Consider the following 12,605-nt stretch of genomic DNA (forward strand, 5'->3'; position numbering starts at 1 on the left):
GGCGAGAATGAGTTTTCCGCTTCAACCGAGCCTCCGACACCATGCGCCCACCGTCATGGCGAACACTTTACAGGAGCGTCCCATAGGGGCTGTAGCAGCTACAGGGTCAAGACCTCTTCCGCCTCAGCACCGCGCGCTTCTCGCGCGGGGCGAGCATTGGCCAGTCGGCGATCTCCTTCAGCGTGCGCCGGCAGCCCCGGCACCAGCCGGTCGCCTCGTCGATCCGGCAGACGCCGGTACAGGGGGAGGGCACGTCGCGCATGGTCCGTTTCAAAGCAGCAGCGGGCGATTGCGGCAAGGGCGCAATTTTCTTGCGCTTTGTTGCAATGCACACTAAAGGGATGCCCAGCAATCGGCGCGTGGGTCCATTTTTCGCATCTGGTCCGCCGCAATCCGCAGGCAGCGTGAGGTCTGGGCGCCATGGTGCCAGGGCCGGCCCGGATGAGCGGTTGCCACCGTTGAGCTTCCTTCTTCACGCAGGGTCGCATAGTCCGAACCCTTGCCACGCGCCCGGCAAAGCCGCGCGCCTTGCATCCATTCGAAAGTCTTCGATGTCCTATTTTTCCGAACTTGGCCTTGCCGAGCCCATTCTTCGCGCGCTGAGCGCCAAGGGCTATTCCGATCCCACGCCGATCCAGCGCCAGGCGATTCCCGCGCTGATGCAGGGCCGTGACCTGCTTGGCATCGCGCAGACCGGCACCGGCAAGACCGCCGCGTTCTCGCTGCCTTCGCTCCACCGCCTGTCGGCCGATCCGCAGCCCCGGCCCAATGCCGGCTGCCGGATGCTGGTGCTTTCGCCCACGCGTGAGCTGGCGGCGCAGATCGCCGAGAACATGCGCGGCTATGCCAAGTACCTGAACCTGACCATCCAGTGCGTGTTCGGTGGCGTGCCTTCGGGCAAGCAGGCCCGCGCGCTCGAACGCGGCACCGATGTGCTGGTGGCGACGCCGGGCCGCCTGCTCGACCTGATCGATTCGCGCGCGCTGACGCTGCGCCATGTCGAGATCTTCGTGCTCGACGAAGCCGACCAGATGATGGACCTGGGCTTCATCCACCCGCTGAAGCGCATTGCCGCGATGCTGCCCAAGCAGCGCCAGAGCCTGTTCTTCTCGGCCACGATGCCGCAGGCGATCGCCGATCTGGGCCGCCAGTTCATCCATGAGCCGGTCAAGGTGGAAGTCGCCCCGCAATCGACCACCGCCGAACGCGTCGAGCAATATGCCACGTTCGTCAACCAGGCCGAAAAGCAGGCCCTGCTGACGCTGCGCCTGCGCGAAGGACTGGCGGACGGCTCGATCGACCGCGCGCTCGTCTTCAGCCGCACCAAGCATGGGGCGGACCGGGTGGTGCGCCATCTCTCCGCCGCGAATGTGCCGTCCGCCGCGATCCACGGCAACAAGTCGCAGGGCCAGCGCACCGCCGCGCTCGGCGGGTTCCGCCAGGGCGCGGTGCGCGTGCTGGTGGCCACCGACATCGCCGCGCGCGGCATCGACGTGACCGGCGTCAGCCACGTGTTCAACTTCGAGCTGCCCAACGTGCCCGAACAGTATGTCCACCGCATCGGCCGCACCGCGCGCGCCGGGGCGGACGGCATCGCCATCAGCTTCGTCGCGCCCGATGAGCGCACGTATCTGCGCGATATCGAGCGGCTGACCCGCATCAAGCTCACTCCCGCGCCGCTGCCCGAGGATTTCGCCGCGCAGGCCGCCCGCCTGCCCGCGCTCTCCGCGCGCAAGGCGCCCGAGCCGGCCCGTGGCGGCAAGCCGCAAGGCCAGCCCCGCAAGGACAGCGGCCAGCGCGATCGCACGCGCGACGACCGGCCGCGCCAGGGCAAGCCGCACGGCGAACGGCCCCACGGTGAACGGCCCCTGGGCGAGCGCCCGCGTGGCGACCGTCCCGACGGCGAACGGCGCGAGGCCGCCGGGCAGGACGCCCAGGCCAAGCGCCGCTTCCGTCCGCGCGGCCCCAAGACGGTCGGCGCGCATCGCGACAGCGTGCGCCGCGCGGTCTAGCCGCCCATCGCGAGCGCGGGCATAAGGCCATCATGGTTGCCAACCTGGGACCGGGCCTTGCGGCCGCGCTCGCTTCCGCCGCCGCGATGACGGCGATCGTCGGCCTGCGCTATCTGGTGACGAGCGGGTTCTTCGCCTGGCTCACCGGCCGGGTGCGGCCCGGCCTCTATCAGGGACTCGGCCCGCAGATCGGCGCGGAAATCCGCTGGTCGCTGCTTTCGGCGGCGATCTATGGCGTGCCGGCGGGGATCGTCGCCTGGGGCTGGCGCGAACGGGGCTGGACCCGGATCTACACCGACGTGCATGACTGGCCGCTGTGGTGGCTGCCAGCTTCGCTGTTCGCCTATCTGTTCCTGCACGATACCTGGTTCTACTGGACGCACCGGGCGCTGCACCGGCCGCGCCTGTTCGTGCTGGCCCATGCGGTGCACCACGCCAGCCGCCCGCCCACCGCCTGGGCGGCGATGAGCTTTCACCCGATCGAGGCGCTGACCGGCGCGGTGGTGGTGCCGGCGCTGGTCTTTCTGGTGCCGATCCACGTCGCGGTGCTGGGCCTGGTGCTGCTGATCATGACGGTGATGGGAATAACCAACCACATGGGCTGGGAGATGTTTCCCCGCCGGCTGATTCACTCGCGCCCTGGCGGCTGGCTGATCACCGCCAGCCACCACCACCGCCATCACGAGCAGTACCGATGCAACTACGGCCTTTACTTCCGCTTCTGGGATCGCCTGTGCGGCACCGATCGCGGGCTGCTGGCGCCCTGATCCTGCTGGCACCGCTGGCGCTCGGCGCCGGAGGAGGCACGGGAGCGGGCGACGTCTCGGTCTCGGTCACGGGCCTGCGCTCCACCCGGGGGCAAGTCCTGGCCTGCCTGACGGCGCGGCCCAAGGCCTTTCCCGGCTGCGCGGGCGATCCGGCGGCCCATACCCTGATCGTTCCGGCCGGCAGCCATGTCGAGCTTGATTTCGGTGCGATCCCCAACGGGCGCTACGCGATTTCGCTGGTGCATGACGAGAATGCCAACGGCCGGCTGGACAAGCGGCTGATGATGCCGCGCGAGGGTTTCGGCTTCTCGCGCGACGCGCCGGTGCGCTTCGGCCCGCCCAGCTTCGCCAGCGCCGCCTTCGCGGTGGACGGCGCGCAGGCGCATCTTTCGATCCGTATGCGGTATCTGTTCTGACACTTGCGATCGCGCAAACCCCGCCTTAACGCCGGGGACGTGGCCGATGCGCAATCCCCTTTGAGCGAACCGGAAGCGGACCAGGCTGACGGGCGCGACAGCGGAACCTTCTCTCCCTTCCGCTATCCGGTGTTCCGCGCGATCTGGATCGCCAACCTGTTTTCGAACCTGGGCTCGACCATCCAGTCGGTGGGCGCAGCCTGGATGATGACCGAGCTGACCAGCTCGCACCAGCTGGTCGCGCTGGTGCAGGCATCGGCAACCGTGCCGATCATGCTGTTCGGCGTGTTCGCTGGTGCCATCGCCGACAATTTCGATCGCCGGCGCGTGATGCTGGCGGCGCAGATCGGCATGTTGATCGTATCCAGCGCGCTGGCGCTGATGACTTACGCCGGGCTGATCCATCCCATGCTGCTGCTGGCCTTCACGCTTTCGGTCGGCATCGGCACCGCGCTCAATTCGCCGGCATGGCAGGCATCGGTGCGCCAGCAGGTCGATCCGCGCGAGATCCCGCAGGCGATCGCGCTCAATTCGATCTCGTTCAACATCGCGCGCAGCATCGGCCCGGCGCTGGGCGGCATGTTGATCTCGCTATGGGACGTGTCCTTCGCCTTCGCGATCAACGCGATCAGCTATGTCGGCCTGATCGGTGTACTGCTGTGGTGGCGGCCGGAGCCGCGCGCGATCGACCGGCGGCCGATCCTGCCCGCCGTGGCCATCGGCATCCGCTATTGCGCCTCGTCCTCGCCGCTGCGCCGGATTCTCGCGCGCGGGCTGTCGCTGGGCTTCAGCCTGGCCGCCTATCAGGCGCTGCTGCCGACGGTGGTGAGCGACCAGCTCCACGGCAGCGAGGTGGATTTCGGGCTGATGCTGGGCATGTTCGGCATCGGCTCGATCATCGCCGCGCCGTTCATCGGCACGATTCGGCGCAAGCTGCAGCTGGAAGGCGTGCTGGCGCTGGGCACGGTGATGTTCGTCTTCGTGCTTTCGCTGATCGCCGAAGTGCACAGCGTGATCTATGCCCTGCCCGCCGCGTTCGTCGGCGGCATGGGCTGGGTGGCGATCCTCACCACCATCAACACCGCCGTGCAGATGCGATCGCCCGACGAGATCCTGGGCCGGTGCCTGTCGATCTACCAGGCGGTCACCTTCGGCGGCATGGCGCTGGGCTCCTGGGCCTGGGGCGCGCTGGCCGACTGGCGCGGGCTGCCTTTCGCGCTGCACGCCGGCTCCGCGTTCCTGATCGTCTCGTTCATCGCGCTACGCCTGCTGGCGCCGCTGCCCCGGCCGGGCGAGGGCGTGGTCAAGTCCTGGTAGGCGCGCGCGCCACGGGGTCCGCAAACCCACCCGGCGCGACTTAAAGATTAATTTACCATGTTGCGCCAGAACGATCCCAACAGGGTTAAGTGGGGATTCCACATGGACAATTTGCGCGGTCATTTCCCGGAATACGAAGGGCCGGCCGACGATCCGTATGCGGGCGAGGACGATGCCGACGGCGATCTGCCGCCGGCCGCGATCGGGCAGGACGAACGCCGCATGCAAGTGCGCGCGTACAACTTCTGGGCAAGCCTGCTGGATGACCGCAACTTTCCCGCGATCGGCGATCTGGACCCGCAAAACCTGCCCGATTTCGGGCCCTACAGCGTGCTGCTGGACTTCACCGCCGGCATCGAGAACCCCGCCGTCGCCTTCCTGGGCGATGCGCTGGCGGCCGAATGCGGCGCGCAAGGGCCGATCGCATCGCTGGCCGACGTGCCCAGCCGATCGCTGCTTTCGCGCATCACCGATCACTACATGCAGATCCTCGCCAACCAGGCGCCGATCGGGTTCGAGGCCGAATTCGTCAACCAGCGCGGCGCGACGATTCTCTATCGCGGCATCCTGCTGCCCTTTTCCAGCGACAACGTGACGATCGACTTCATCTACGGCGTGATCAACTGGAAGGAACTGGCCGACCAGAAGACCACCGACGAGCTGCTGCTGCAGATCGATCAGGTGCTGGAACCGCGCGCCGGGCGCGAACGCGCGCAAGCGCCGCTGACCGAATGGGCCGATGGCCCGGCCGACCTGTCACGATTCGCCGCGCACGATCCGGCGCCGATGGTCTTTCCCGAACCCGCCTTCGGCGATCCGGCCGCGCTCGGCTTCGAGGCGGTGCCGGACGAGCGCGACGGTTCGCGCGGCCATGACATGGCGCTGGGCGACTGGCTGGCTTCCGCGCGCGAACTGGCGCTGGCGGCCAAGGGCAGCGAGGACCGCTCGCGCCAGGCGCTCTACGCCGCGATCGGCCGCGCCTATGATTTCGCGCTGGCCGCCGCCGAGGAACCCCATGAATTCCGCGAACTGGTCGAGGATGCGGGCCTTGCCGTGCAGGACCGGGCGCCGCTCACGCCGCTGGTCAAGCTGGTGTTCGGCGCCGATTACGACAAGACGCGCCTCACCGAATATGCCGCCGCGATCGGCCATGCGCAGCGCCTGGGGCTGGCCCAGGGCGCGCTGGCGGAATTTCTCGCCAAGGCGCCCGGCGGGCTCAAGGGCGTGGTCGGCGAGGAACGCCGCCTGCGCCGGATCGAGACCGGCAAGGCCGCGGCCAGCCGCCATTCGCCGCGCGACACGCTGGCGCGCAAGCTGCGCGGGATGCAGCCGCGCGCGCTGGCCGAGCTTTCGGGCGAGGGCGAGGAATTCACCGTGCTGGTCGCGCGCCGGCTCGAATCGGGCGAAGTGGTGCTGCTGGGCGAAGTGTCCGGCGACACCGCGCTGGTCGAACGCGCCGCGCGCCGCCTGCTGGGCTGAAAGGATCGGACTCTAGGAATGCGGCACGCAGGCGGTTAGAAGGCGCGAGCGCCTGGACAGCGCGACGCTTCAGTGCCGGTTCAGCCCATGGAGACCTAATGCGCGACATGCGCCCCGCTTCCCTGCTGCTGGCCCTGCTGGCCGCGCTGGCCCTGGCCGTGCAGCCCGCCGCGGCGCAATCGATCCTGCGCGATGCGGAGACCGAGGCGCTGCTGCGCGACATGGCCAAGCCGCTGGTCAAGGCGGCCGGCCTGCAGCCGGGCAATGTCGATATCGTGCTGGTCAACGATCCCTCGGTGAATGCCTTCGTCGCGGGCGGGCAGGCGGTCTATGTCAACAGCGGCCTGATCAACGAGGCGGATACCGCCAACGAAGTGCAAGGCGTGATCGCGCACGAGCTGGGCCACGTCACCGGCGGCCACGCGGTGCTCAACATGGGCGGCCAGGCCGCGACCAACATCAGCCTGCTTTCGCTGCTGCTGGGCGCGGCGGCGGCGGCGGCCGGCGGCGCGGACGCGGCGATGGGCGTGCTCATGGCCGGGCAGCAGGCGGCGATGGGCAAGTTCCTGGCCTACAACCGCTCGCAGGAAGCCTCGGCCGACGCGGCCGGCGCGCAATATCTTTCCGCCGCCGGGATCAGCGGGCGTGGCTCGATCGAGTTCTTCAAGAAGCTGGAGAACCTGGAATTCCGCTATGGCTATCGCCCGCGCGACGGGGACGAATTCTATTCCAGCCACCCTTTGACCGGCGATCGCATCCGCACGCTGCAGGATACCTATGAGGCGGACCCGTCGTGGACCAGGCCCAACGATGCCCAGCTGGAAGCCCGCTTCACCCGCGCCAAGGCCAAGCTGTTCGGCTATCTTTCCGAGCCCAGGGACACGCTGCGGGTCTATCCGGTGACCGACAACAGCGTGCCCGCGCATTACGCGCGCGCCTATGCCTATCACAAGGATGCCCATCTCGACCGGGCCATGGCCGAGGCCGAGGCGCTGCTACAGACCGATCCGAACGATCCCTATTTCCTGGAGCTCAAGGGCCAGATCCTGCTGGAAGCGGGCAGGCCCGGCGAAGCGCTCGATGCCTTGCGCCGCGCCACCGAGTTGACCGGCAACCAGCCGCTGATCGCCACGCTGTTCGGCCACGCGCTGATCGCCACCGAAGATCCGAAGAACTTCGAGGAAGCGCAGCGCGTGCTCAAGGCGGCGGTGGCGCGCGATCGGGAAAATCCCTTCGCGTGGTACCAGCTCGGCGTGATCTATGCCGCGAACGGTGACATGCCGCGCGCCCGGCTGGCCAGCGCCGAGCAGCAGGTGCTGAGCGGCAACAATGCCGAAGCGCTGATCAGCGCGCGCGCCGCCGAGGCCGGCCTGCCGCAAGGCTCGCCCGACTGGCTGCGCGCGCAGGACATCGAATTCCAGGCCAAGGCCGCGATTGAACGCGAGCGCAAACAGCGTTAGGGGCCAGGTTCAGACCGGGCCGGCACCGCTTCCACGTCAGTGGATCAAACTAGGCGAACATCCCATGCAGAAGGCGGATCGCAAGCCGCGCGCAAATGCCGGCAAAATCGCGCTCGTCGCGCTCCTCGTGGTCCTGGCCGGCGTGGCCGGCTGGTTCGCCGAACGGATCGTGTCCGGCCCCGCCGCCTCGCTTTCGGGCCGCGACCGGCAAGCGATCGAGACGGTGGTCCACGACTATATCCTGGCCCATCCCGAGATTCTGCCCGAAGCGATGGACAACCTGCAGGCCAAGCAGGGCCGCGCCCAGCTTTCGGGCGTGCGCAAGGAAGTGGAAACCCCCTTCCCCGGCGCCGTCATGGGCAATCCCCAGGGCACCGTCACGCTTGTCGAGTTCACCGATTTCGCCTGCGGCTATTGCCGGCGCAGCGTGGCCGATGTCGATGCGCTGATCGCCAGGAACCCGGACTTGCGCATCGTCATTCGCGAATTGCCCATTCTCAGCCCGCAAAGCGCGGACGCGGCCCGGATGGCGCTCGCGGCCGCCGAGCAGGGCAAGTACACCGCGTTCCACAAAGCGATGTTCGCCGCCGGCCAGCCCGATCCCGCGACGATCGAGGCCGCCGCCAGGGCCGCCGGGCTCGACATGGCCAGGGCGCGCGCCACGGCAGCCAGCCCGCGCGTCGAGCGTGAGTTGAACGATAATGTCGAGCTGGCCCGGCAACTGGGCTTCGGTGGCACGCCAAGCTGGGTGGTGGGCGATGCGATGATCGCCGGCGCGGTGGGCATGGACCAGCTTTCCCAGGCGATCGCGACCGCGCGCAAGAGGTGAGCCGGGCGCCCGCGCGCGATTTGCCGCCAAGCGGTTTGCCGCCAAGACGATCACCAATGATTTCCGGTTTCGCGCTTTTCGGCTAGAAGGACGCCGTATGGCCGTTTTGCCGATCCAGCCGATCCCGTTTTTCGCCAACAAGAACCAGGCGTTCTGGCGCTTGCAGTTCGCCGGCTGGGCCGGTGCGATGCTGCTGCGCACGATGTCGGTGATCGCCAACGACCAGCCGCTCGCCTCTTTCGTGCTGGTGCTGATCGCCACGATCACCGGCTTTTCGATCTCGCTGGTGCTGGCGGTGATCTATCGCCTGCTCATCACCCAGCGCCCGCTGGTGACTTGGGGCGTGACCGCGCTGATCCTGCCTTTCGCGGTGGGCCTGCACGCCTTCATCGATGCCTGGGTGATCTCGCTTTATCGCAGCGACAGCGATTCGAGCTTCGCGCAACTGCTGATCGGCGTGTTCTATCTCGATGCGACGCTGCTGGGCGCATGGTCGGCGCTGTATTACGCGATCAACTTCTTCCTCCAGGTGGAAGAGCAGAACGACCAGCTCATCCGGCTGGAAAACCAGGCGACCCAGGCGCAGCTGGCGATGCTGCGCTACCAGCTCAATCCCCATTTCCTGTTCAACACGCTGAATTCGATCTCGACGCTGGTGCTGCTCAAGCAGACCGAGCCGGCCAACGCGATGCTGAGCCGGCTTTCCTCGTTCCTGCGCTACACGCTGGTCAACAAGCCCGCCGCGCGCGTGACGGTGGCGCAGGAAGTGGAAACGCTGAAGCTCTATCTGGATATCGAGCGGATGCGGTTCGAGGAACGCCTGCGCACCCGCTTCACCATCGATCCCGCCACGGAAGCCGCGCTGCTGCCCTCGCTGCTGCTGCAACCGCTGGTGGAAAACGCGATCAAGTATGCCGTCAGCCCCCAGGAAAGCGGCGCTGAAATCACCATCTCCACGCAGCTTATCGGGCAGATGCTTCGCATCACCGTCTCCGACACCGGCCCCGGCTTGCAAAGCGACGTTACCGACAACAGGCTTTCAGGCATGAGCTATGATGGAGGGGAGCCCGTATCCACCGGCGTCGGCCTGTCGAACATTCGTGACCGGCTGTCGCAGGCCTATGGCGAAAAGCACCGCTTCGAAACGATCGAACCGCCCGAAGGTGGTTTCGCGGTGGTGATCGAAATCCCCGTGGAACGCCGCGAGGCGCCGGAAGACGCGCCCGAACCCTTCCGGCTGGCCCTGGCATCCAGCCATTGAAACAAATTCCCTCAATGCGCGTTAGCGCTGGAGAGATTATCAGATGACCATCCGAACCATCCTCGTCGACGACGAAAAGCTCGCCATCCAGGGGCTGCAACTGCGCCTGGAGAATTATCCCGATGTCGAGATCATCGACACCTGCTCGAACGGGCGGGAAGCGATCCGCAAGATCAAGACGGAAAAGCCCGACCTCGTGTTCCTCGATATCCAGATGCCCGGCTTCGACGGCTTCTCGGTGGTCAAGGGCGTGATGGAGATCGAGCCGCCGCTCTTCGTCTTCGTCACCGCCTATCAGGAACACGCGGTGCGCGCTTTCGAGGCGAACGCGATCAATTACCTGATGAAGCCGGTGGAGGACGACAAGCTGGCCGATACGCTGGCCCGCGTGCGGACACGCCTGGTGGAGAAGCGCTCGGCCGAGGAGGCGGAAAAGCTCAAGTCCGTGCTCGCCGAAGTCGCCCCCGACGCCATGGACCACCTGCCCGACGAGGCCGAGACCGGCACGGACCGTTACGAAAAGCTCATCAACATCAAGGATCGCGGCCAGATCTTCCGCATCGATGTCGATTCGATCGAGCATATCGAGGCGGCCGGCGATTACATGTGCATCCGCACCGCCGACAATTCGCTGATCCTGCGCGAGACGATGAAGGATCTGGAACGCCGGCTGGACCCGCGCGTGTTCCAGCGCGTCCATCGCTCGACCATCGTCAATCTCAACCAGGTCCGCCAAGTCAAGCCGCACACCAATGGCGAATGCTTCCTGGTGCTCGATTCGGGCGCGCAAGTGAAAGTCAGCCGCAGCTACCGCGACGTCATCGCCCGGTTCGTACACTGAACCCGCGGACCAGCCGAAGTCCTTCCCGCACCCGCGCCCATCGTCCCCGGCACGGGGAGGGAGAGCGCCGCGAAGCGATGGTGGAAGGGCAAGGCGCAAAGCACCGCCTCGACAATCCGGGCCGAACGCGCGAATAAAGCGCGCATGACTGCCTTCACGATCCCCGGTTTCGATCTCGACGCATTCGTCGCCGCCACGCTGGCCGAAGATCTCGGCGTCGGCCTGCCCGGAGGCGGCCACGACGTGACTTCGGAAAGCGTGATCGCGCCGCACGCGCGGTTTTCCGGCGTGATGGACGCGCGCCATGCGATCACGGTCGCGGGCCTGCCGATCGCCGCGGCGTTCTTCCGCAAGCTCGATCCCGCGATGGAGGTCGATATCCTGGCGGCCGAGGGGGAGCGTGTTGGGCCGGGGAGCGATCTCATGCGCCTTACCGGCAATGCCCGCGCCATGCTCACTGCCGAGCGTTCGGCGCTCAACACCGTGCAGCATCTTTCCGGCATCGCGACGATGACGCGCCAATATGTCGATGCGATCGGCCAGGCCGGCGCGGTGCTGCTCGATACGCGCAAGACCATCCCGGGCCTGCGTCACCTGGAGAAATACGCCACGCGCATGGGCGGGGCCCAGAACCACCGCATGGGGCTGTGGGACGCGGCGATGATCAAGGACAACCACGTCCTCGTCGCCGGCGGCGTCGGCGAAGCGGTGCGCCGCGCGAAGGAAGCGGGCGTGACCCGCATCATCTGCGAAGTCGATCGGATCGACCAGATCGAGCCCGCGCTGGCGGCCGGGGCCAATCACCTGCTGCTCGACAACATGGGGCCGGACATGCTGCGGGAAGCCGTCGCCCTGGTGGCGGGCCGCGTGCCTTGCGAAGCCTCGGGCGGCGTCAATCTCGATACCATCGGCGCGATCGCGACGACTGGCGTTACCTACGTCTCCGTGGGCCGGCTCACCCAGAGCGCGCCGGCGGCCGACATCGGGCTAGATTTCACGCCGTTATGAAACGGGCGGCCGCCTTTGCGGCGCTGGCTGCCGCCGCCCTGGGCTCACCCGCGCCGACCCTGGCGCAAGCCTACCAATGCCGCCTGCCGCATCATGTCGAGGCCACCCGGCCGGTGCAACCGGATGGCCCCGTCCGCCACACTGCCATTTCAGGCTACGTCCTGGCGGCAAGCTGGTCGCCCGAATATTGCCGGATGAGCGGCAATCGCGGCTCGATGCAATGCTCGGGCATCAACGGGCGCTTTGGCTTCGTGCTTCATGGCCTGTGGCCCGAAGGCCGGAAAGGCGCCGATCCGCAATGGTGCGCGGCCACGCCGCGCCCTTCGCCGGACCTCATCCGGCGCAACTTGTGCATGACCCCAGCACCGCGCCTGCTCGAACACGAATGGGCCAAGCACGGTAGTTGCATGGCCAAGACGCCCGAAACCTACTTCAAGGTCAGCGGCATCCTCTGGCGCTCGCTACGCTGGCCCGACGCCGACCATCTCTCCCGCCAGCCCGATTTGACGGCTGGAAAACTGCGCGACGCCTTCCTGCAACTGAACCCCGGCTGGAAGCGCGAAGCCATCGGCATTGTCGCCAGCCGCTCGGCCTGGCTGCGCGAAATCAAGCTGTGCTACGATCGCCATTTCCTGCCGGCGCGTTGCGATCGGGCCGATTTCGGTCCCTCCGATAAGACGGCGCTGAAGATATGGCGAGGGTTGTAACGCACCGCTTCATGTGACGACGCGGTGATTTCGCGCTTTCCGAACAACTGGCTGAGCGGGCGCGAACTTATCCCGTGCAGCCAAATCACGGTGACGCCGGCACGCGTGAAGCCGTCGAAGAGCATGGGTCGAAGATCGTGGCGGGCGGCAAAGCAGCGGAAATGCCTGAGGCGGCGAAGTGGCGCCGATGCGATTGGGATCTCTGCGAACGCGGGTGTCGGCTGACATCAGCACCTTGTCCGAACGGTTCGGCGATTAGAACATCGGCAAGCATGGCGGCGATGACTGCGGTGAAGCCTTTCTGTCATGGGCTTCGCTGATGAGCGCGGCTTGGGCCGCCGTCCGTTGGACAGGGGCGATGCATCGACGATAGCCCAAGCGCGATTGTGACGATGAGACGCAAGCGCTGTCAGCCAAGCTCAAGAGCGCCCAACGCCTGAAACCTAGGGTCAGGACCCATTGATGTGAGGGCTGCGATCTGATTCAGGCTCCGTAAGGAGACTGGATA

12 protein-coding genes are annotated in these 12,605 nt (G+C 67.0%); 11 read left to right on the forward strand and 1 reads right to left on the reverse strand.

What is annotated here, in order from left to right; all coding sequences use genetic code 11:
* Positions 1 to 106: 106 nt before the first annotated feature.
* On the reverse strand, positions 107 to 262 hold the full coding sequence (locus PYV00_RS19215) for a DUF1289 domain-containing protein (RefSeq protein WP_275229928.1): 156 nt from the start codon (positions 260 to 262) through the stop codon (positions 107 to 109).
* 289 nt (positions 263 to 551) lie between these two features.
* Here PYV00_RS19215 and PYV00_RS19220 point away from each other — a divergent pair, with 289 nt between their 5' ends.
* The 11 genes from PYV00_RS19220 to PYV00_RS19270 all read left to right on the forward strand — a co-directional run bounded on the left by PYV00_RS19220 (position 552) and on the right by PYV00_RS19270 (position 12,097).
* Complete coding sequence (locus tag PYV00_RS19220; RefSeq protein WP_275229930.1) at positions 552 to 2,012, forward strand: DEAD/DEAH box helicase; 1,461 nt, start codon at positions 552 to 554, stop codon at positions 2,010 to 2,012.
* A gap of 32 nt (positions 2,013 to 2,044) precedes the next feature.
* Positions 2,045 to 2,779: a sterol desaturase family protein gene (locus PYV00_RS19225; RefSeq protein WP_275229932.1), complete on the forward strand. Its 735-nt coding sequence runs from the start codon at positions 2,045 to 2,047 to the stop codon at positions 2,777 to 2,779.
* Complete coding sequence (locus tag PYV00_RS19230) at positions 2,746 to 3,195, forward strand: DUF2141 domain-containing protein (protein ID WP_342803827.1); 450 nt, start codon at positions 2,746 to 2,748, stop codon at positions 3,193 to 3,195. The genes PYV00_RS19225 and PYV00_RS19230 overlap by 34 nt, the downstream gene beginning before the upstream one ends.
* A 60-nt stretch (positions 3,196 to 3,255) precedes the next feature.
* Positions 3,256 to 4,512 carry an MFS transporter gene (locus PYV00_RS19235; protein WP_275229948.1) on the forward strand — a complete coding sequence of 419 codons (1,257 nt, stop codon included), beginning with the start codon at positions 3,256 to 3,258 and terminating at the stop codon, positions 4,510 to 4,512.
* 102 nt (positions 4,513 to 4,614) lie between these two features.
* On the forward strand, positions 4,615 to 5,991 hold the full coding sequence (locus PYV00_RS19240) for a PAS domain-containing protein (protein ID WP_275229934.1): 1,377 nt from the start codon (positions 4,615 to 4,617) through the stop codon (positions 5,989 to 5,991).
* 107 nt (positions 5,992 to 6,098) lie between these two features.
* Positions 6,099 to 7,451, forward strand: coding sequence for a M48 family metalloprotease (locus tag PYV00_RS19245; RefSeq protein WP_275229936.1), 1,353 nt, complete (start codon positions 6,099 to 6,101; stop codon positions 7,449 to 7,451).
* 64 nt (positions 7,452 to 7,515) lie between these two features.
* A complete protein-coding gene (locus PYV00_RS19250; RefSeq protein ID WP_275229938.1) occupies positions 7,516 to 8,280 on the forward strand; it encodes a DsbA family protein in 765 nt (254 codons plus the stop codon).
* 97 nt (positions 8,281 to 8,377) lie between these two features.
* On the forward strand, positions 8,378 to 9,541 hold the full coding sequence (locus PYV00_RS19255; protein ID WP_275229940.1) for a sensor histidine kinase: 1,164 nt from the start codon (positions 8,378 to 8,380) through the stop codon (positions 9,539 to 9,541).
* Between the two features lie 43 nt (positions 9,542 to 9,584).
* A complete protein-coding gene (locus PYV00_RS19260) occupies positions 9,585 to 10,382 on the forward strand; it encodes a LytR/AlgR family response regulator transcription factor (RefSeq protein WP_275229942.1) in 798 nt (265 codons plus the stop codon).
* Between the two features lie 144 nt (positions 10,383 to 10,526).
* Positions 10,527 to 11,390: a carboxylating nicotinate-nucleotide diphosphorylase gene (nadC, locus tag PYV00_RS19265; protein WP_275229944.1), complete on the forward strand. Its 864-nt coding sequence runs from the start codon at positions 10,527 to 10,529 to the stop codon at positions 11,388 to 11,390.
* Positions 11,387 to 12,097, forward strand: a complete 711-nt coding sequence (locus PYV00_RS19270; protein WP_275229945.1) for a ribonuclease T2 family protein — start codon at positions 11,387 to 11,389, stop codon at positions 12,095 to 12,097. The genes nadC and PYV00_RS19270 overlap by 4 nt, the downstream gene beginning before the upstream one ends.
* The last annotated feature ends 508 nt before the right edge of the window (positions 12,098 to 12,605 follow it).

This window comes from Novosphingobium album (ex Liu et al. 2023) (genome assembly GCF_029076845.1).
Taxonomy (GTDB): domain Bacteria; phylum Pseudomonadota; class Alphaproteobacteria; order Sphingomonadales; family Sphingomonadaceae; genus Novosphingobium.

Excerpts from the sequence above, each read along its gene's own strand:
- nadC (WP_275229944.1), top strand. The coding sequence starts at position 10,527 with ATGACTGCCTTCACGATCCCCGGTTTCGATCTCGACGCATTCGTCGCC.
- PYV00_RS19225 (WP_275229932.1), top strand. The coding sequence starts at position 2,045 with ATGGTTGCCAACCTGGGACCGGGCCTTGCGGCCGCGCTCGCTTCCGCC.
- PYV00_RS19255 (WP_275229940.1), top strand. The coding sequence starts at position 8,378 with ATGGCCGTTTTGCCGATCCAGCCGATCCCGTTTTTCGCCAACAAGAAC.
- PYV00_RS19270 (WP_275229945.1), top strand. The coding sequence starts at position 11,387 with ATGAAACGGGCGGCCGCCTTTGCGGCGCTGGCTGCCGCCGCCCTGGGC.
- PYV00_RS19220 (WP_275229930.1), top strand. The coding sequence starts at position 552 with ATGTCCTATTTTTCCGAACTTGGCCTTGCCGAGCCCATTCTTCGCGCG.
- PYV00_RS19240 (WP_275229934.1), top strand. The coding sequence starts at position 4,615 with ATGGACAATTTGCGCGGTCATTTCCCGGAATACGAAGGGCCGGCCGAC.
- PYV00_RS19215 (WP_275229928.1), bottom strand. The coding sequence starts at position 262 with ATGCGCGACGTGCCCTCCCCCTGTACCGGCGTCTGCCGGATCGACGAG.
- PYV00_RS19250 (WP_275229938.1), top strand. The coding sequence starts at position 7,516 with ATGCAGAAGGCGGATCGCAAGCCGCGCGCAAATGCCGGCAAAATCGCG.
- PYV00_RS19245 (WP_275229936.1), top strand. The coding sequence starts at position 6,099 with ATGCGCCCCGCTTCCCTGCTGCTGGCCCTGCTGGCCGCGCTGGCCCTG.
- PYV00_RS19260 (WP_275229942.1), top strand. The coding sequence starts at position 9,585 with ATGACCATCCGAACCATCCTCGTCGACGACGAAAAGCTCGCCATCCAG.